Here is a 19526-nt window from a genome sequence, read left to right on the forward strand (position 1 = left end):
ATCTTGACGAATCCATTCCGAAAATGTAATTTTTGAATTCGGAATGGAATCGATATGCGAATTCTTTTTTTAGACGACGAAGAAGTGATCCGCGACTTGTTTCGTGAAATATTCGGCGGATTTCACGATCTCACCTTGGCGGGCACCGCGGAAGAAGCGCTCGAAATCTGCAAGGACAAGTCCTTCGATTTGATCGTGACCGACGTACGTCTTCCCAAGATGAGCGGGATTGACTTCATCTCCAAATTGAGAGACATAGGAGTCAACACTCCGTTCATCGTCATCACCGGAAATCAGGACATAGACGTTTCGATCCGCGCTCTTCGTTTAGGCGCCGTGGACTTTTTTATCAAACCGTTTCGCATGGATGCGATCCGTCATTCCCTGCAGAAGTTCGAGAATCTTTTTATCTCAAGCCAGGAGTTGATCGGCAAAAATCACTTTCAACTCGCCCAATCCAAGCAGCAGTTTTCGATCAAACCTAGTTTAAAAAACTTGAATCAATATGTGAACCTCGTCATGCGCTCGATTTCCCTGATCCCCGGAATTCATACGGACGACGTTCTCGCGATCAAACTTGCCCTTTACGAATTGCTCGGCAACGCGATCGAACACGGTTCCGCCGGAATCAACTACGAAAACAAATCCAAACTTCTTTCCTCCGAGGTGAACTACTTCGATCACGTGGATCGGATCTGCGACGCGTTGAACGAATCGGTTCAACTCGATGTCAGCTTTGAAAATCAAAAGATTTACGTTTCTCTAAAAGATCACGGAGCCGGTTTTGATCCTTCCAAAGTTCCCGATCCCGTGACGGATCCGAACGCGAGTCATCTTTCGGGACGAGGTATTTTTTTAGTAAGAATGAACGTGGACGAACTGATCTACAACGAGATCGGAAACGAAGTCAGTTTTAGCAAAACCTTAAAGAAGGCTACGCCGGTTCTTCAAAAATAAATTCCCGCGGATAAATAAATTCGGGAATATTCCCGGATCGGTTCCTTGGTTCTCCATTCATCGATGAAATTCTTTCGATCCTTTTGCGGATCGACGTATGCATACGACAAGCTCATAAGAATGTATGAAAATTCGGATTGATAACCGGCGGTCGCGATCCCTTCCCAACCGCGGCCCAAGGAAGACGAAGAAGTCAAAATCATCCCTTGAGCGGCCCACGTTTCCCGCCATTTTTTTCTAGCCCCGATCTGAAACAGGGAAAACCCTTTGTTTTCGTAATTCGGCTTGGACGCAGTTCCGTCCTCTCGAAAGACCGTTCCCTCCTGCGCCAAAAGACTTTCGGTTAACAGAAACGAGGTTTTCCCACCGTATCCACGGAGATCGGTCCGAATTCCGGCATATCCGTTCGAATTTCGATCCGTTCGCGGATCGGAATCCTTGGACGCATAAATGCCTCCGAGAAAATAAGACGCTTCTTCCCTTTCCCAGACGATTCTCGCTCCCGCCAAACCACCGTTTGTCGATTGTTCCGTTTGATAACTCCGAAATGCGTCGATTCCGTATTCGCGAGCGCCCAGAACTCGGATCGCGTCCGCGTCCAAACGAAATCCGAAAAACTTGGCGGAAGAAAATTCCAATCCGTAGTATTGAAATTTTCCGTAGGGTCGAAACGGAGACGCCTGCAAAAACAAATCGCCTTTGACCGGCTCTTGCCTGGATTCTTGATACGAATAATAGAATATTCTAAAGTTCTGAACGAACAGATTTTCGGAAAAACGCAAACTTCCTCCGAAGATGCGTTGCGGAGATTCCGCCCGATCCCGCGTCGAAAACAAAGTCGAATTTTGGATCTGCGCTCCGACAAAATCGCCGGATAAACGGAGAGGTTTCCATTCGAATTGAAATTCTCCGTAATTCGCAAAACCCGTAAATAAGAATCCGTTTCTATCGAACCTTTGATATCCTCTTCCCGCTTCGATTCCGATCCGCAGCGAAGGTGAATCCCATCCTGTAATCCACAAGATTTCTCCGTCGGCTCCGCGCGTTACCGTTTTGGTTCCGATTATACTTTCCTCGTATTGCAAAAACGGGGAGATTAGAATTTTGGAATATAGACGTTCGCCCTTTGCCATCCAACCGACTTCGGGAGAAAGAATTCCTCTGGAAAAACTTCGATCGGCTTGTTCTTCCCGGGTTCCTCCGTTTTGAGTCATTCCCCGATACAAAACGAATCCGTTCGCATAAAACTTCTCTTTTGAACCCGAAACCGAATTCAATTCGGAAGAAGTCTCCTTTCCGTCGTTCTCGTTTGCGCCGCGATTCGAAACCGAAGTTTCTTTTGCTCCGAGCGATGTTTGATTCGGGGAATTCAAATCTCTTTTTTTCCTCTCGTCGTTGATTTCCGTTTTGAAGTCCGCGAATCTTCCCTTTCCGGTAAATTCGCGTTTTCCGTCTTCCAAGAGCAACAAATCGTCGAGGCGATACGAGGAATACGATTCCGCAGCCGCGGGAACTTGCAGGATTTGGAATATACAAAAAATAAAGAAACTCAATCGCGCTGCCTGCGGTCGCGCGGAACTCAATCGCGCTGCCTGCGGTCGCGCGGAACTCAATCGCGCTGCCTGCGGTCGCGCGGAACTCAATCGCGCTGCCTGCGGTCGCGCGGAACTCAATCGCGCTGCCTGCGGTCGCGCGGAACTCAATCGCGCTGCCTGCGGTCGCGCGGAACTCAATCGCGCTGCCTGCGGTCGCGCGGAACTCAATCGCGCTGCCTGCGGTCGCGCGATAGGGATTAAAGCGGGGTCAATAAATTTCGGGTTAGGATTCAATCGTTCCTCGTTCGGTCGTTTTGAAATTTATTGACCGAAGCTGCAAGCCCGGTCCGCGCAGCGGAATCGCCCCGAACCTTCATCCTGAAACGCGTGCACCGTTTCATCTTCGAAAGAACGCGAGAAAATATCCCGTCAGGATGAGCCACGATACGATCTGGCCTAAGAAATAAGAAGACGCCGCACCCGTCGGTCCGTAATCCGGAATGAGCAGATTTGCCAACACGAGTCCGCAGACAAGCCGAAGCAAAGCGAGAAAGGCGAGCATTCTCGGCTGCCCAAGCGCGAATAACGCGATCCCGAGCGGTGAGAACACGAGCTGCAACATGTAATTCGGATACAGAATCTGAAAGACTCCGATCGAGTCCGCGTATTTTCCGCGGAACAACAGATTCAAGATCCATTCCGCCAAGAAAAATCCGGGCGATAATACGACCGCCATTCCGACCGCGAGCAAAACGGATTTCCACAAAAACTTGGGAAATTCATCCGAGTCGACGAGCCTGGACAATTTCGGATAAATGAGAGAGTTGATGACCGAAAACAAAATCACGAATCCGCTGAACAACTGTAAGGCGGTGCCGTAAACCGCGGCGGATTCCTGGGAATGATACCATTTCAAAAAGAAAATTTCCATCCGATCCGAGATCATCGCGAAGATAGAGGCCAAAAAAGCGTATCCGTTGAACGAAGTTAGAGTGGAAGTCATTTCCCTGATTCCGTTTTTTTCTCCGCTCCAATACAATTGTTTTCGCGGAAACACGAAGAAGAACAATACCAACACGAACAACGGAGACGCGGTAAAGATCGCCAAAATATCGAGATGACCGAGCGCCCTTTCCGTGAGATGGTCCGCCGCATACAAAACGACAAGTCGGATTAAATTCGGAAGAGGATTCCAAAACGATAAGGAAATATAATTTCCGAAACAGATAAAGATACTTTCAAAAAAGGAATTGAAAGACAGGACAAAACTTCCCAACACGAGAAGCGCGACCACGATCGAACTTTCCCGAAGCAGAACCGCGCCCACAAGACTGATCACGGCCAATGCCCCGAGCGCCCCGAGTTTGATGATCATCGAAGAGGACAACAATACTCCGATCTTTTGTTTGTCTCCGGTGACGGGTGCGAGAAATTTTACCAGCGCGGCCGGTAGCCCGAACTCCGCGATCGCGAGAAGCACGGGAAGAAATCCTGCGTAGTATTGAAAAAGTCCGTTTTCACTCTTGGTGAGAATGTTTACGGAATAGACCATAAACACAAGGTTGAGCAGGGATGAGATCGCTTTGGAGACGCTGACAAAGAGGGAAGATTTGAACATTCCGGATTTACGGAACTGGACCAAGAGGTCCGAAATTTTTCGCATCTTCCCCGAGAGACTCAACATTCTAGTTTTTTAAATCAGCTTTTCCCTTCCATCGATCCAAAATAAATACGGAAAAAAAAGCGATGTAACTGCTAACGATCCCGTACCGGAGGTATCTTGCAACCGGATTTTCGGGAAAGAGCTTTTGAACGACGATTCCAGGAAGAATGTAAAACAACAAGATCCCTGTAATCAACACTCCCGCCCGTTTCAAAACTTCCGCAAAAGAATCCGCGGGTTTCCAATCCAAAGAATGAAATTTGCAAAGCAGAATTCCGATCGAAAATCCCGCCAAGGCTCCGCTTGCGGATATCACGTTCTCATAGGACTTGAGTTTTTCCAACACATCCGCGTTCGAATACAATAGAACGGAAGGCAAGGTAAATACTACGATCACTAAAGAAAGAGTTTTGGTATTTGAGAGAGTCTGTCCCTCAAAGCGTCCGGAAGATTCCAACTCGGAAAAAGACCGAAACAAGATTTCCACAAGTGCAAGCCCGAAAATTCCGAGCGCGAATCCTCCGAGCGCGTCACCCGCAAAATGAACTCCCGCGTACATTCTCGAAAAAGGCATAAACAAAATGATAAGAAGCGCGATCGTTCGGATCGTTTTGTTTTTCACATGGAGAAAGATCAATCCCCAGATCACGACGCTCGTCTGCACATGCCCCGAAGGAAATCCGTAAGAACCTTCCGTTAAATTTCCAGGACCGATCCAAGGCAGGTTCGGCCTTGGACTTTCCAAAAAAGCTTTGGTCAAGCCGTTGAGAATCCCCGTCGTCAATAGTCCGAAGGCAAGTCGAATTCCGAGTTTTCGATCGGCAAGAACATACACCGAAGAAAGAAGAATCATAAAGAAGGTGTTACCGCCCAAATGATGAAAGACGAGCGTAACGATTCCGAGAACCGGATCGAACCCTCCTCCCCGCAAAGAAACTAAAAACGTTTCTCCGAACCAAAACGAATCTTGAAACCAACCGATGTTTGCACTCATCTCACTGTATCTCCTAACTTCCCCTAAAGATCAATCGCGTTTAAAAAATCCAACTTGATGGATTCGATTCCATTCGGTACAATGAATTCTAAATCCAATATTTATTGAACACTCGTTCGAAAAGCAGACTTTGAATGGAAACCCAAACAGAATCCGATATTCTTGACAGCCTCTTCCTCATTCCGAGAGAACCCGTAAAACAATTCTTAAAAACTCTTCTTCACCTCGTATATTCGGTGGAAGTTACGGGTTTGGAAAACGTTCCGCCGACTGGGGGCGCCGTCCTGATTTCCAATCATACGGACAACCTGGATGTAATCGTACAAGGAACCTCCGTTTTAAGAAAAGTGATTTATCTTGGAAAGTATGAATTGTTTCATCCTCAGGAAACGATTCTGGATTTTCTCAACAATCCATCCTCCCCTCTCAACACGTTTCCGTTGAGTCTGATGAAACAGACCCTCGTCACGACCTTAAACGCGCTCGGAGATCTGCAGGGAAAACAACTCATGCACTGGGGCGGACATCCGATCCTAAGAGCGCATAACGTGAAGGACGCGAAATCCGCCGCGGCCTATTACGAAGACCTCGAAAATTATATGGTCGAACTCATTCAAACGGGAGAATTGATATCGGTGTATCCGCAGGGAACTCGGACCGAGCACGTCACACCCGGATCGTTCAAGGCGCTTTCGGCAAAACTCGCAATCCGCGCGGGAGTTCCGATCATCCCGAGCGCGATCAACGGAGCCTGGAGAATGATGAAACCCGAAGCGTTCCTCACGGGAAAAGCGTTCGGAGCCAAGATCACGTACAACATCGGAAAGCCGATCTATCCGCACGAGTTCCCGAAGGAACCGTTGAAAAAGGCCGCAAAAATCGTGACGGAAGAATTGGAAAACAGGGTGAGAAAGCTCATCGATGCTCCGGAAAGTTGAACGAAACTTTGGTATTTTAGAATATTAGAATAGAAGAATAAACATGGAAACGCAAATCTACACTCCACAACACAAGGTTCGCTTTATCACGGCCGCTTCCCTTTTCGACGGGCACGACGCGTCGATCAATATTATGCGAAGAATTCTCCAGGCGTCCGGAGTGGAAGTGATTCATCTCGGACACAACCGTTCGGTCCGCGAAATCGTGGAATGCGCGATCCAAGAGGACGCGCAGGGAATCGCGATCACGAGTTACCAGGGCGGTCACGTGGAATACTTCAAATACATGATCGATCTGTTGAAGGAAAAAGGCGCGGGTCATATCAAGGTATTCGGGGGCGGAGGAGGAACCATTCTTCCGTCCGAGATCAAGGAACTCGAATCCTACGGAGTCACGCGCATCTATTCTCCGGACGACGGAAGAGAACTAGGACTTCAGGGAATGATCAACGACCTGATTCGCAAATCCGACTTCATTCCGCCGCTGACGTTCAACGGCACGTTGCATTCTTCCTTAAAGGATAAGAATCCTCTCGCGATCGCGCAGACAATCACGCTCGTCGAGAACACGTTCGAAAGACAGGAACTCGAAAAATCCGCGTTAACCGAAAAACTCAAGTTTCCACCGGGAAATAAAACCGTTCCGATTTTGGGAATCACCGGAACCGGAGGAGCGGGAAAGTCCTCTCTTACGGACGAACTCGTCCGCCGATTTCTGATCGATTTTCCGGATAAAACGATCGCAATCCTATCGGTGGATCCTTCCAAACGAAAAACGGGAGGAGCGCTTTTAGGGGACAGGATTCGAATGAATTCCATCTCGCACGAACGGGTTTATATGAGATCTTTCGCCACGAGAGAAGCCAACATTGCGCTTAACAAAAACGTTAAACGAAGCATAGACGTTTTAAAAAGCGCGGGTTTCGATCTGATCGTAGTGGAAACGGCGGGAATCGGTCAAAGCGATTCCGAAATTACCGAGGTCGCCGACATCGCGCTCTACGTGATGACGCCTGAATACGGAGCCGCTACGCAGCTCGAAAAGATCGATATGATCGACTACGCGGATCTGATCGCGATCAACAAATTCGACAAACGGGGCGCACTCGACGCGCTTCGAGACGTCAAAAAACAATATCAAAGATCCAGACAACTCTTCGACAAGAACTTGGATTCCATGCCCGTGTTCGGAACGATCGCGTCGCAGTTCAACGATCCGGGAACCAACGGCCTATACAGCAATGTGATCCGGGCGCTCTCCGATAAGATGAAGCTCGGATGGAATTCTTCCTATGAAAAGGAAGCGGGAATGAGCGAGAAGATCTTCATCATTCCGCCGGATCGCGTCCGTTACCTCGCCGAAATCCGAGAAGAATGCAATCGATACGATCAAATCGCCGAAAAAGAATCCGAAAAAGCGCGCAAACTCTTCCAGCTCCAAGGGGCGATCGAGGTTCTAAGGTCTTCCGGACAAGAGACGAATATTCTGGAATCCGAATATTCGAAAATTGAAAACTCTCTGGCGCCCGAAACCAAAAAAATTCTCGCGGGTTGGGAAGCGAAACTCGCCAACTACCGCGGAGAAAACTTCACGTACAAGGTTCGAGACAAGGAAATCAAGGTTTCCAACAGGACGACATCCCTGAGCAATCTCGAAATTCCTAAGGTCGCGACTCCTAAGTTCAAGGATTGGGGAGAGATCGTCCGCTGGTCCTTTCAGGAAAATTTTCCGGGAGAATTCCCGTTTACCGCCGGAGTATTTCCGTTTAAAAGAACGGGAGAAGATCCGACTCGGATGTTCGCCGGAGAAGGCGGACCCGAAAGAACGAACGCGCGCTTTCACTACGTGAGTCTCGGAATGCCCGCACAACGTTTGTCCACCGCGTTCGACTCGGTCACGTTATACGGGGAAGATCCGGGAGAAAGACCGGACATCTACGGTAAAATCGGTAACTCCGGGGTAAGCATCGCCACGTTGGACGACGCGAAAAAACTCTATTCCGGTTTCGATCTATCCAACCCTACTACGTCCGTATCGATGACGATCAACGGTCCCGCACCGATGGTGCTCGCGTTCTTTATGAACGCCGCCATCGACCAAGCCTGCGAGAAACACATCAAAGCAACCGGAATCGAAACGGAAGTCCGTCAAAAGATAGAAGCGATCTACAAAGCGAAAAATCTTCCCATACCGAAATACAACGCGCCCATCCCGGAAGGAAACGACGGACTCGGCTTATTATTGTTAGGCGTAACGGGAGACGAGGTTCTCGAGAAGGAAGTTTACGAAAAGATCAAACGTGAAACCGTAAAGGTCGTCCGAGGAACGGTGCAAGCGGATATTCTCAAAGAGGATCAGGCGCAGAACACTTGTATCTTTTCCACCGAATTCGCGCTCAAGATGATGGGCGATATTCAGCAATACTTCATCACCAATCAGGTTCGAAACTTTTATTCGGTTTCGATCTCCGGTTATCATATCGCGGAAGCCGGCGCCAATCCGATCACTCAGGTTGCGTTCACGCTTGCGAACGGACTCACTTACGTGGAATATTTTTTAAGCCGGGGAATGAAGATCGACGACTTCGCTCCGAATCTTTCCTTCTTCTTTTCGAACGGAATCGATCCCGAATACGCGGTGATCGGTCGGGTCGCGAGAAGAATCTGGGCTAAGGCGATGAAGAACAAATACGGGGCTAACGATCGTTCGGCGATGCTCAAGTATCACATCCAGACTTCCGGAAGATCTTTACACGCGCAGGAAATCGCGTTCAACGATATACGTACCACGCTACAGGCGCTCTACGCGATCTACGACAATTGCAATTCTTTGCATACGAACGCGTACGACGAGGCGATCACAACTCCAACGGAGGAATCCGTTCGCCGTGCGATGGCGATCCAGCTCATCATCAACCGCGAACTCGGACTGGCTAAAAACGAAAACCCGGGTCAAGGCTCGTTCATCATCGAAGAGCTGACCGATCTCGTGGAACAAGCGATTCTCCAGGAATTCCATAGAATCTCCGAAAGAGGCGGAGTTCTCGGAGCCATGGAAATGATGTATCAGAGAAACAAAATCCAAGAGGAATCTCTATATTACGAATCCTTAAAACATAGCGGAGACTTTCCCGTGATCGGAGTGAACACGTTCCTAAGCAAAGAGGGTTCGCCCACGATTATACCGGAAGAAGTCATCCGTTCGACGGACGCGGAAAAGCAGGCTCAAATCGGAGCGCTCCGGGAATTTCACAAACGAAACGAAACCGATCTTGCCGATCGCCTACGTCAACTGAAGAACGTAAGTCTTTCCAACGGAAACATCTTCGAAGAATTGATGGAAACTTCCAAAAAAGTCTCCCTGGGACAGATGACCCACGCACTCTATGAAGTGGGCGGCCAATACCGCAGAAGCATGTAAGAATTCTTACGTCACTTCACACCCAGAGACCGTTTACTCACGGTTAGTCGAATACAAACCTAATTCCGCTTTCCCGCTTCTTGTCTAAAAAGTAGAGAGGCGGAATTTGTCGATCAGAGGAAGAAATCGCAGATCAAGGAACTTTTCAAGAGAGCCGCAAACAATCGACAGGTTTACGATGCCGGCCTATGCAAAAATCGATCTATTCCGTCTTTTTGAAAGGATTACGGACATTCTCTTCCCAAAAAACTCCGGCCGTATCGGAAGCGTCGACCGTTTCAATAAAAACATTCAATTCAATGAATATTCCATTTAATAAATATTCCATTCCTTTAAAATAACTAAGCTCAATACCTCAGTGAAGTTCCTCGGCCAATGCGATCAAAAAGCCTTCGGGGCAGCGGAGATAACAGAGTAAGTAACTATTTTCATAGCGGGCCACCTTCCCGACAAGCTTGACCCCATGAGTTTGAAGTCGAGCCAAAACCTCTTCGATGTTTTCGACGGCAAACATAATACGACTGATTCCCAAAGTGTTCACCGGCGCGTTCCTCGGTTCCGCGTGCACGGCCTTCGGACTGAGAAACTTCACCAATTCAAGGCGGCTATGTCCGTCCGGCGTTCGCATCAAGGCCATATCGACCTGCATCCCTTTCAAACCCACAACGTCGTCCGCCCATGGTCCTTCGACGCGAGCCTGTCCTTCCAGCTCCATGCCAAGCTCGCCGAAGAGAGCGATCGTTGCCGCGAGGTCTTCGACGATAATACTCACATTGTCCATCCGTTTCAGCGTCATCCGTTTATTTCCCCCGATCAATATGCAGACAAACAAGCGCATGTCCATACAAATTCGAAAGCGGAAATCAACTTAGAGCAAAGTTCCTTGCGGTGAATTTGAATTCTTTCCTTTCAAAAAAAATGAGACCGAAGGTTTGGAACAAATTTCCGTTCCGATTTGAAGTTGAATTCCGAATACGGAACACCGCGATTGTTCTTCGCATCCCAACGGCGACTAAATATGCTATTGACGCGATTCAACTTTGATTCTAAACTTAAGTTCGAAATTATCTGGTAAGGAAGCCGCTCATGAGAAAACTGATTGTGCTCGAATTTCTCACTTTGGATGGAGTCATCCAAGCTCCAGGCGCACCGAAAGAAGATACGGACGGCGGTTTCCTATATGGCGGATGGCAGGTTCCGTATTTCGACGAAGCCGTTGGGGCGGTCATGAATCGACAGATGAATTTGCCCTTTGATCTTTTATTAGGGCGAAAGACATTCGATATATGGGCGCCTTATTGGCCGAAACATGCGGACTTCTGGCCGGCGGTTATGACGGCGACCAAATACGTCGCTTCGAATACGATGACTTCTCACGAATGGCAGCCCTCCGTATTTTTAAACGGAAACATCGCGGATAAAATCAAAAAACTCAAACAAGAAGAAGGACCGGATTTACACGTATACGGAAGCGCCGATCTCGTTCAAACTCTCATGAAACACGATCTGATCGACGAGTTTTGGTTAAAGATATATCCTCTGACGTTGGGCGGCGGAAAACGATTGTTCGTCGACGGCACGATCCCTGCGGCGTTCCAAGTGACCGAAAGCGAAGTCACGCCGAACGGTGTCGTCATTGCGAACTATAAACGTGCAGGTGCGGTAGAAACCGGAAGTTTTTGAATCTTCGTTCTTCTCGGACGCTTTCAACTACTTCCGGCCCCGCAAGATAGATCGTTTTCAAAGCAGATTCGTAATCGCACCGTTCGTCGCCGATTGAACCAGCTTCACGTATTTGGCAAGAACGCCCGACTTATAACGAGGCGGAATCGGCTTCCAAGATTTCAGACGTCTGTCGATCTCTTCCTGAGAAATCTCCACTTGCAGAAGATTCTTGGGAGAATCGATCGTAACCATATCTCCGTCTTGAACGATCGCGATCGGACCGCCTTCGAACGCTTCCGGAGAAATATGACCGACCACAAGACCGTGCGTTCCTCCGCTGAATCGGCCGTCCGTCATTAAACCGACATCCTCTCCGAGTCCTTTTCCTACGAGAGCGGAAGTCACCGCGAGCATCTCTCTCATTCCGGGACCGCCCTTCGGACCTTCGTACCGGATGATGATCACGTCTCCCGCTTTGATCTTATCGGACATGATCGCATTGAAACAATCGTCCTCCGATTCGAACACTTTGGCGGGACCGGTGATGGAAATTTTTTTCAAACCGGAAATCTTGGCAACGGCTCCGTCGGGAGCGAGATTTCCTTTTAAGATTACGAGAGGACCGGAAGGATGAAGCGCTTCGGATCGTTTACGAACGATCGTCTGGTTCTCAACGAGATCCGGCATGTCTTTCAAATTTTCCGCGATCGTTTTTCCGGTCACGGTCATACAATCACCGTGAAGCATTCCTTCTTTCAAAAGATACTTCATTACGCCGTGAACTCCTCCGACTTTATCTAGGTCGGTCATCGCGTATTTTCCGCCCGGTTTCAGATCCGCGAGGTGGGGAGTTTTTTTGCTGATGCGATCGAAATCCTCCATCGTCAGATCGACTCCGATTTCTTTCGCGATCGCGATGAGGTGAAGCACCGCGTTCGTGGAACCGCCTAACACGAGTACTACGGTGATCGCGTTCTCGAACGCTTTTTTGGTAAGAATTTGTTTCGGAGTAATATTCTTTTTGATGAGTTCCATCAAAGCCTTTCCGGCTTCGTAGCAGTCGTTCGCCTTTCTGGAACTGACCGCGGGCATGGATGCCGAACCGGGAAGACTCATTCCCAGGGCTTCGATCGCGGAAGACATCGTATTCGCGGTATACATTCCTCCGCAACTTCCCGCACCCGGGATCGCGCTTTGTTCGATGCGAACGAATTCTTCTCTGGAAATTTTTCCCGCATTCATCTGTCCGACCGCTTCGAAAACGGAAACGATGTCCACGTCGTGACCGTCGCAGTTTCCGGGAAGAATGGTTCCTCCGTAAACGAAAATGGAAGGAACGTCGATTCTGCAAAGGGCCATCAAACAACCCGGCATGTTTTTATCGCAACCGCCGATCGCGATCACACCGTCGTGTCTCATCGCGTTGGAAACGATCTCGATCGAATCGGCGATGACTTCTCGGGAAGGAAGGGAGAAGTGCATTCCTTCGTGTCCCATCATGATCCCGTCGGAAACGGTGATGGTTCCGTAGATCTGCGGCATTCCACCGGCGGCACGGACTCCCTCTTTGACTTTTTCCGCGAGCTTATTGATATGAATATTGCAGGGGGTGATTTCGCTCCAAGTGGAAGCGATTCCGATCATCGGTTTGTGAAAGTCTTCTTCCGTAAAACCTACGGCGCGAAGCATCGCACGGTTCGGAGCGCGGTTGTCTCCATCGGTCGTCATGGAACTTCTTTTTTTCAGGTTATCGCTCATCTTAGATTCCTACTTACCTTCCGAAATACGATCGGAACGGATTCTTGCAGCTTGTCTTTTCGATTTAGTAAAACCGGAATTTTGAGACACGCTGTAAGTACAATTTTGCGGACTCTTCTCCTAGTCAAATGGAAAAGTCCGAACAACTTCTAAGAATTTACGGAAAGAGGAAAATCCGTTTCAAAAAAAGAAATACAGTCCCGATCTCGGTCAAAAAATCGATTCTTATATCTTAGTCTTTGAGAGGTCGAGCGATCGTGTATAAAGTCTTTGGAATGACGGTTTCCGGAAATTGTCACAAGATAAAATCCATTCTTACCCTTTTGGATCGTCCTTTCGAATGGATCGAAATCGACACGAGAAAGGGAGAAACGAAAACTCCCGAATTTTTGAAGATCAATCCGAACGGAAAAATTCCCGTGCTTCAGCTTGCGGACGGAACGAACATTCCCGAATCCAACGCGATCCTTTATTACTTGGCGCGGGACACGGAATTCTTTTCCAAGGATCTGCTCGAACAAACCCGAATCTTAGAATGGCTTTTTTTCGAACAATACAGTCACGAGCCCTATGTCGCGGTCAATCGCTGGCTGATGAAGTACGCGGTCGATGGACGGGAGAATTCTTCCGTGTTAGAAAACAATCACTTCAAGGGCAACAAGGCATTTGCGGTTATGGAAGATCATCTCCAAGAAATGAATTTTTTCGTGGGCGAACGGTTGACGATCGCGGATATCGCGTTATACGCCTATTCGCACGTCGCCGAGGACGGAGGGTTTTCGTTCGAAACGTTTCCGAACGTTCGAAGATGGCTGGAAAACGTCCGCAGTTTTCCGAAAATGATCTCGATCCAAAGATGAAGTTTTCGATCAGTTAGATTCACCCGCATCAAAACATTCAGGAAATTGAATATGCCTACGATTATGACTCATACCGCGGTTCCGATCTCTTTTTGGATCGCATTTGGAAATAAATTCATTCCGGGGCGATTGCTTTTGGTTGGGATCTTATTTTCGATTCTTCCCGACGCGGATGTGATCGCGTTTAAATTCGGAATTCCGTATGAAAACGATTGGGGTCATCGGGGCTTCAGTCATTCGATTTTGTTCGGATGTTCCCTTTCCGTTTTGGCCTGCGTTTTGGTGCGCTGGTTTCGCGCGAGAATCGAGGTTGTTCTTTTGTTTTTATGCGTCTCGATCGTTTCCCACGGGATCTTGGACGCAATGACGAGCGGAGGCCTCGGAGTCGGATTTTTAATCCCCTATTCTTCCGAACGTTTCTTTTTCGATCAAAGACCGATCCGTGTTTCTCCCATCGGAATCAAAAACTTTTTGACCGAACGCGGTCTTACCGTTCTGAAATCGGAATGGGTTATCGTGTGGATTCCGCTGATGTCGATTTCGACTTCTTTCCTTTTTCTGAGGACGTTGGTGCGCTGGATCGCGACTCGGATCGGCGGAAACAAAAGAGACAAGTAGTAAATAGAATGCGATTGCAGGAGTTCCCACAAAAACCACGGCAGAATCTGATCGAAAGCCGAAAAGGTTCCGACAAGATTTTCAGTTTTGATTTGCGAACCGGAAATGTTTGTGATTGAGAAAAATCTGCCGCATCTTCCCGGCGCCTCAAAACTTAACAGCCCGCTTCGATTGTAGCTCGCCGTCCCGCCTGAAATTGGGGGTTACGAAAAAATTTCAGAGTGTTTGATCGTATCTACGACAAGTTTGCAAATTTCAAGAGGCTCGAAAATCCTGGCAACAACATGAAACAATTTATCGTGGTTCTTCGTTATCTCACGCCGATCGAAACGGTCGACCAATACGTAATCCCGCATCGGGAACATTTATCCAAAGGATACGAACAGAAAATTCTACTCGCATCCGGCCCTCAAGAACCGAGAACCGGAGGAATTCTAATCGCGAGATCCAATTCCCGCAAAGAATTGGAAGCGTTCTGTCATCAAGATCCGTTCTACACGAACGGAGTCGCGGAATTCCAAATCATAGAATGGAATCCCGTCAAACATCAGAAAGAATTCGAGTTCTGGCTTTAACCCTTTTTTAGACCTTGCCCAACTCGTAGACGTCTACGGGTTGTTCCCTTCCTTTGACTTGGATGGAAGAAAGATGTCTTCCCGGAATACCGGCTTTGATATCTTCGTAAACGGCGTGCGTCACTAAAAGTTTTGTTCCGAATTCCTTGTTCAACTGCTCCACTCTCGAAGCGAGATTGACCACGTCTCCGATGATCGTGTATTCCTTTCTCGCTTCGGAGCCCACGTTACCCGTCATCGCCTCTCCGGAATGAAGACCGATTCCGATTTGGGTTTCCGGAATTTTTCCTTCCTGATTCAAAAACTCGATCTTTTTCAAAAGTTCCAAGGAGGCGTTCACCGCGTTCTTAACGTCGTTTCCTCCGTCGGAAATCGGAGCGCCGAACACGGCCATAAAACCGTCGCCTAAAAATTTGTTAATCATCCCGTTGTGCATGTTCACGATGTCGATGAGGTGGGAAAAAATATAATTGAGATAATCGATGACTTCTCCCGGAGATCGTTTTTCGGAGAATCTCGTAAAGTTGCGGATGTCCAAAAACATCACGCAGACGTGTTTGAACTCGGAGAAACTTTCGTTTTTCTGTTCGAGAAGACGATCCACAACGTCCGGAGAAACATACTGGCCGAACATTCCGACCACCTTGTTTTTCTCTTGAACCGCATCCATCGCGGAAATTAAAGATCGTCTCAATTGAAGTCCCACAAGACCCGCGGCCACGCCGCCGAACGTAAACAAGAGCCCTTTGGAAAGAAACGGCGCGACCGAATTGAAGAAATTGATCGGCATCAGGATTTGGTTTTTCGGAATATAATAAATCGCTAAACCCAACAATTGCGCCCCCGCGACAAAACCCGTAAACGCGCTTAGCCAAAATTCGAGACGCAAAACCGACAGGATGATAAACGCAAAAAAGGTCAAAACCGCAGGAGAATACAACGGAATCAGAGGAGACTGAAACGCTTCGATATTCAACCAAATAAGCAAAGACACGGAAGACACTTCGATAAACGCGTTTCCGAATCTCGCGATCGGGAATACCACTTTCCTCTTCTTAAGATAACGATTGAAGATTCGATTTGCAAGCAACTCGTAGAGCGCGGTTCCCACGTTGACTCCGACAACCGCCACGTAAGGAAAATTACCGCCCGTTTCCTTGTCGATCCATTCGTGAAAGAGACTAAAAACGATCACCATTAAAGCGGAAGAAAACGTAAAAAAACCGCAGAGAATTTTCGTTCGAACGATTTCGCTTTTTAGAATTTCATAAGAAAGCGGATCCATCGTTTGTTTCTTAAATTTCTTGGTCAATTCTTGGATTGGGTTGGCCATGATTCGATCAGCTCCGATAATTTTTCGACCTTCCGATTATAACCGCAAAGATCAGGATTGGAAATAACTTTCGGACTGCTTCCAAAAAGAAAACTACAAATCCCGTTTTAGGAAAAAAAGATTTCAAACGATCAGGATCTGCTCCAATTCTCATGATTCAAAAGAAACTCTTTGATACGCTTTCCAAAGGAAGAATTCATTCCTTCTTTCAACACGGATGCGAACAGAAAATCGAACTCTTCGCTCCAAGAGTCTCTTTTGACTTTTCCCTGCCTTAAAACATTCCATTTTATAAAGAGGATTTTTTTGCAAAGCGTGGATTGAGAATCGTCGAGTAAATGAGAACTTAATAATTTTAGAATAGAGTAAATTCGAAATCGATCCATGACCGGAAACCGAAACGACAATTGATCTTCGTGACCTCCGTACCGAACGAGCAAGGGTTCGTCCAACAAGGCAACCGGATGACGAGAAGTAATCCTCACCCAAAGATCGTAGTCTTCGCAAGCCGGAAGATCCTCGTCCATTCCCCCCGAACTTTGATAGAGATCTTTTTTCAGTAGAACGGAGGAAGGAGTAACGCTGCAAAAATCCAAACTCTGTTCAAAGATCCATCCGTCTTTTTTTACAAGATACGCGGGAGGGTTGACTCGCTTTCCATGACGAACCCAAATCTCTTGCGACTGCAGAATCGTTGTCTGCGGATGGTTTTGGATAAAACCCCACTGACGTTCCAATTTTTCGGGAAGCCATTCGTCATCCGAGTCCAAAAACGCGATCCAATCGTTGCGTGCGATTTCCACGCCCTTGTTTCTTGCGTGACTCACTCCTTTGTGTTCTAAAGGGAGAATGACGATGCGGCTTTGTTCCTCTCCAAATTCTTTTTCGAGTTTCGAAACCGTGGAATCGGTGGAACCGTCGTCCACGACGATGATTTCTTTTGGGAGGAGCGTTTGTGCAAGAACCGTGGAGATCGCTTTGAAAACCTTTGCCTCCCGGTTGAACGTCGGAATGACGACCGAAATCGGCGCCCTGCGTTCGTTCATAAATATTTTTGAATGCGAAACCGGGCGCACAATTTTCTCGGTTCGGGATCGATCGGCTCCTCAATCCAAAAAAACAGAGTCGAAAACGGACTCGGAACATCGCGCAAAGTACATTCCGTTTTTAGAATATTCTTACCTTCGATCGTACGGAGACTCCGTTCATCCCGAGGTATATCCTGTTTGTATTGCTTATAAGGAACGAACTCCGCCCCTTCCGTGGAAAAAGAAAGATCTACGAATCCAAAACCCCTGGCCGGATATACGTCATATATGGCCGGTTTGGAAACAAGGACGATTTGCCCCTTCCCTTCCAAGATCAGCGCCTCGTACGGGTCCGGGTTTCCCGGAGGAAAATAAATTCCGGAACGATACAGAGTTGTCGGAAACAAAACCCAGGAACCCAAAAGAAGAATCAAACCTCCCAGCGCGGAAACGTGAGATTTTTTACATTCAAAACCTCGAATATTATATGCGGTTTGTGAAAGCCACAATTTTACCCGAGCGACGTTCCTTTCCACCAAAGATTCTCGTCCTTCTTCCTTTGAAGAAGAAAACACGGCGAACAAAGCGATCCACTGAAAATATACCGCTCTCAAGTAAAACCATTCTTGAAAAAAAGAATATACGAATACCGCGAATACGGATCCGAACACAAGGGAGGTTTCCGCAAACGATCGGCCTTTTCGTTTCCCCGCAAAGAATTCATAAAAAAGAAATCCCCAAAGCGCCGCATAAACGGCCGCTCCGAACACGCCGATTCCGGAAAAAATCTGTAAAAACTGATTGTGAGCCGTATGATACGGACTTTGTCTTCCTTCTTGGTTCAAACAACATTCGTTGTACCATCCGAAACTTTCGAAACCTCCGCCAAACAACGGTTTTTCGAAAAAGAGTTTCGTGCCCGCTAAAAAATGGGAAAGACGTTCCACATCGCCCGTTCCCGCATTCGTCGCGATTACGACAAAAGGGAATACGATTCCGGCGATCACGAACAAAAAGGATAAAAACGCAGAAAAAACGGAAACGATCTTTTCCTTCTTCCCCAATCGAAAAAACGCAAATACAAACGCGCTCATTCCCAAAAAAGCAAGAAACGAAAGAACCCCGCCTCTCGCACCGATCCAAAAAAAAGTCACCGCTAAAACGCAGACGAGGAGAATCAAGAACGGAACCCTAAATTTTCGGTAACGATCCGTGGCCTCGGAAAACAACCAATAAAATAAAAACGGAAGACTCGCGATCAAATGGATCGCAAACCAGCTTCGGTTCCAATACAAGGATTGGATCGCCGATAGGGGCAAATAACGTTCCAAAGAAGGAATCAAAGAATGCGGAAGCGCGACAAGTTTGTATCCGTCCAACCAACGATGATAACCGTCTAACGTTGATTTTGCGAATGGGAAAAAATATTCCGTCCATCCCGCAAATACCGCGATCAAAATTCCGAATGAAATTCCGGCCGCATAATCCAAAAAAACGGAATCGGGTTTTGTTCGATCCGACGACCCTGCGGCGAGTTGGTTTCTAGAAAGCAAACCGAATACGAACAAAATTCCCAATAACAAAAGTTTCCAGGGATAAATCGGTTCCAACTCCGTGGAATGCAAAAACCAAAACCAGCCTTTGCGATAAAATCGAAGATCCGAAAGCAGATCGGGATTTGCCAAAAGACTCGAAAAAGCCGTTCCGAAAAACAAAAGCAAAAGGATTCCGAGCGGACGTTTCCAGAATTCGTTTTGCAGAATTCGATTTCCGTGCAGACGATTTTCCGCGATTCCGCGCAGGGACCAAACGATCCAAAGACAATCCTGAAGTTCCAGAAATCTTCCGCCCGGATGATTTCCGAAAAACACGCCGCTCGCCGCGAGAACAAAGGTCGCGATCCTTGGAACGAACGAATCTAAAATCGAAAATAAAATTAAAAGAGCGGCAAAGCCGATTCTAAACTTCCAAGGATAAAAAGACAATAAGGGGAGAAGGATCAAAATCGAAACGAAACCCCAAAGCAAGGATCGAATGTTCCCGCCTTCGTTCGCATCCAAGATTCGATGGAGAATCCGATTTTTCATACGGATACTATGTTCCGAAGGACTTTTTAAGAAACGATAAAAACAAGGGCGGCCTACGCTTCCCGTGCCGTTTCCGCGGGAATTCTTCGGATTT

15 protein-coding genes are annotated in these 19526 nt (G+C 47.6%); 7 read left to right on the forward strand and 8 right to left on the reverse strand.

The features are described 5' to 3' along the window. Positions 1 to 54 precede the first annotated feature (54 nt). Positions 55 to 957 (forward strand): ATP-binding response regulator, encoded by a 903-nt coding sequence (locus LFX25_RS11580; RefSeq protein WP_238730378.1) that lies wholly within the window; start codon positions 55 to 57, stop codon positions 955 to 957. Here the strand turns inward: LFX25_RS11580 and LFX25_RS11585 are convergent. The 3 genes from LFX25_RS11585 to LFX25_RS11595 all read right to left on the reverse strand — a co-directional run bounded on the left by LFX25_RS11585 (position 948) and on the right by LFX25_RS11595 (position 5149). Beyond that, the gene (locus tag LFX25_RS11585; protein ID WP_238730379.1) at positions 948 to 2510 is read right to left on the reverse strand and encodes a hypothetical protein; all 1563 of its coding nucleotides are present in this window, start codon (positions 2508 to 2510) and stop codon (positions 948 to 950) included. The two genes, LFX25_RS11580 and LFX25_RS11585, sit on opposite strands and share 10 nt — an antisense overlap. A gap of 379 nt (positions 2511 to 2889) precedes the next feature. Next, complete coding sequence (locus LFX25_RS11590; RefSeq protein ID WP_238730380.1) at positions 2890 to 4176, reverse strand: oligosaccharide flippase family protein; 1287 nt, start codon at positions 4174 to 4176, stop codon at positions 2890 to 2892. Position 4177: 1 nt separating this feature from the next. Further along, the gene (locus LFX25_RS11595; RefSeq protein WP_238730381.1) at positions 4178 to 5149 is read right to left on the reverse strand and encodes a phosphatase PAP2 family protein; all 972 of its coding nucleotides are present in this window, start codon (positions 5147 to 5149) and stop codon (positions 4178 to 4180) included. A gap of 134 nt (positions 5150 to 5283) precedes the next feature. On the opposite strand from LFX25_RS11595, the gene LFX25_RS11600 reads away from it, so the two are divergent. Both LFX25_RS11600 and LFX25_RS11605 read left to right on the forward strand, forming a co-directional pair. After that, positions 5284 to 6087 (forward strand): lysophospholipid acyltransferase family protein, encoded by an 804-nt coding sequence (locus tag LFX25_RS11600; RefSeq protein WP_238730382.1) that lies wholly within the window; start codon positions 5284 to 5286, stop codon positions 6085 to 6087. A 43-nt stretch (positions 6088 to 6130) separates the two neighbouring features. Further along, positions 6131 to 9508: a methylmalonyl-CoA mutase family protein gene (locus tag LFX25_RS11605; protein ID WP_238730383.1), complete on the forward strand. Its 3378-nt coding sequence runs from the start codon at positions 6131 to 6133 to the stop codon at positions 9506 to 9508. A gap of 355 nt (positions 9509 to 9863) precedes the next feature. Here the strand turns inward: LFX25_RS11605 and LFX25_RS11610 are convergent, their stop codons facing one another. Continuing rightward, positions 9864 to 10352, reverse strand: a complete 489-nt coding sequence (locus LFX25_RS11610) for a VOC family protein (protein WP_319937211.1) — start codon at positions 10350 to 10352, stop codon at positions 9864 to 9866. A gap of 242 nt (positions 10353 to 10594) precedes the next feature. On the opposite strand from LFX25_RS11610, the gene LFX25_RS11615 reads away from it, so the two are divergent. Continuing rightward, a complete protein-coding gene (locus tag LFX25_RS11615) occupies positions 10595 to 11191 on the forward strand; it encodes a dihydrofolate reductase family protein (RefSeq protein ID WP_238730384.1) in 597 nt (198 codons plus the stop codon). A gap of 57 nt (positions 11192 to 11248) precedes the next feature. Here LFX25_RS11615 and ilvD read toward each other — a convergent pair whose 3' ends face one another. Then, positions 11249 to 12931 carry a dihydroxy-acid dehydratase gene (ilvD, locus tag LFX25_RS11620; protein WP_238730385.1) on the reverse strand — a complete coding sequence of 561 codons (1683 nt, stop codon included), beginning with the start codon at positions 12929 to 12931 and terminating at the stop codon, positions 11249 to 11251. Positions 12932 to 13188: 257 nt separating this feature from the next. On the opposite strand from ilvD, the gene LFX25_RS11625 reads away from it, so the two are divergent. The 3 genes from LFX25_RS11625 to LFX25_RS11635 all read left to right on the forward strand — a co-directional run bounded on the left by LFX25_RS11625 (position 13189) and on the right by LFX25_RS11635 (position 14984). Next, positions 13189 to 13791: a glutathione S-transferase family protein gene (locus LFX25_RS11625; RefSeq protein ID WP_238730386.1), complete on the forward strand. Its 603-nt coding sequence runs from the start codon at positions 13189 to 13191 to the stop codon at positions 13789 to 13791. Between the two features lie 51 nt (positions 13792 to 13842). Then, positions 13843 to 14409, forward strand: coding sequence for a metal-dependent hydrolase (locus LFX25_RS11630; protein ID WP_238730387.1), 567 nt, complete (start codon positions 13843 to 13845; stop codon positions 14407 to 14409). A gap of 284 nt (positions 14410 to 14693) precedes the next feature. Then, positions 14694 to 14984 (forward strand): YciI family protein, encoded by a 291-nt coding sequence (locus LFX25_RS11635; protein WP_238730388.1) that lies wholly within the window; start codon positions 14694 to 14696, stop codon positions 14982 to 14984. 7 nt (positions 14985 to 14991) lie between these two features. Here the strand turns inward: LFX25_RS11635 and LFX25_RS11640 are convergent, their stop codons facing one another. The 3 genes from LFX25_RS11640 to LFX25_RS11650 all read right to left on the reverse strand — a co-directional run bounded on the left by LFX25_RS11640 (position 14992) and on the right by LFX25_RS11650 (position 19432). Then, a complete protein-coding gene (locus LFX25_RS11640; protein ID WP_238730389.1) occupies positions 14992 to 16317 on the reverse strand; it encodes an adenylate/guanylate cyclase domain-containing protein in 1326 nt (441 codons plus the stop codon). Between the two features lie 131 nt (positions 16318 to 16448). Beyond that, on the reverse strand, positions 16449 to 17363 hold the full coding sequence (locus LFX25_RS11645; RefSeq protein WP_238730390.1) for a glycosyltransferase family 2 protein: 915 nt from the start codon (positions 17361 to 17363) through the stop codon (positions 16449 to 16451). Then, positions 17360 to 19432 (reverse strand): O-antigen ligase family protein, encoded by a 2073-nt coding sequence (locus LFX25_RS11650; RefSeq protein ID WP_238730391.1) that lies wholly within the window; start codon positions 19430 to 19432, stop codon positions 17360 to 17362. The genes LFX25_RS11645 and LFX25_RS11650 overlap by 4 nt, the downstream gene beginning before the upstream one ends. Positions 19433 to 19526: the final 94 nt, after the last annotated feature.

This window comes from Leptospira sanjuanensis (assembly GCF_022267325.1).
Lineage (GTDB): Bacteria > Spirochaetota > Leptospiria > Leptospirales > Leptospiraceae > Leptospira > Leptospira sanjuanensis.

Excerpts from the sequence above, each read along its gene's own strand:
- LFX25_RS11580 (WP_238730378.1), top strand. The coding sequence starts at position 55 with ATGCGAATTCTTTTTTTAGACGACGAAGAAGTGATCCGCGACTTGTTT.
- LFX25_RS11590 (WP_238730380.1), bottom strand. The coding sequence starts at position 4,176 with ATGTTGAGTCTCTCGGGGAAGATGCGAAAAATTTCGGACCTCTTGGTC.
- LFX25_RS11595 (WP_238730381.1), bottom strand. The coding sequence starts at position 5,149 with ATGAGTGCAAACATCGGTTGGTTTCAAGATTCGTTTTGGTTCGGAGAA.
- LFX25_RS11600 (WP_238730382.1), top strand. The coding sequence starts at position 5,284 with ATGGAAACCCAAACAGAATCCGATATTCTTGACAGCCTCTTCCTCATT.
- LFX25_RS11605 (WP_238730383.1), top strand. The coding sequence starts at position 6,131 with ATGGAAACGCAAATCTACACTCCACAACACAAGGTTCGCTTTATCACG.
- LFX25_RS11610 (WP_319937211.1), bottom strand. The coding sequence starts at position 10,352 with ATGGACATGCGCTTGTTTGTCTGCATATTGATCGGGGGAAATAAACGG.
- LFX25_RS11615 (WP_238730384.1), top strand. The coding sequence starts at position 10,595 with ATGAGAAAACTGATTGTGCTCGAATTTCTCACTTTGGATGGAGTCATC.
- ilvD (WP_238730385.1), bottom strand. The coding sequence starts at position 12,931 with ATGAGCGATAACCTGAAAAAAAGAAGTTCCATGACGACCGATGGAGAC.
- LFX25_RS11630 (WP_238730387.1), top strand. The coding sequence starts at position 13,843 with ATGCCTACGATTATGACTCATACCGCGGTTCCGATCTCTTTTTGGATC.
- LFX25_RS11635 (WP_238730388.1), top strand. The coding sequence starts at position 14,694 with ATGAAACAATTTATCGTGGTTCTTCGTTATCTCACGCCGATCGAAACG.
- LFX25_RS11640 (WP_238730389.1), bottom strand. The coding sequence starts at position 16,317 with ATGGCCAACCCAATCCAAGAATTGACCAAGAAATTTAAGAAACAAACG.
- LFX25_RS11645 (WP_238730390.1), bottom strand. The coding sequence starts at position 17,363 with ATGAACGAACGCAGGGCGCCGATTTCGGTCGTCATTCCGACGTTCAAC.
- LFX25_RS11650 (WP_238730391.1), bottom strand. The coding sequence starts at position 19,432 with ATGAAAAATCGGATTCTCCATCGAATCTTGGATGCGAACGAAGGCGGG.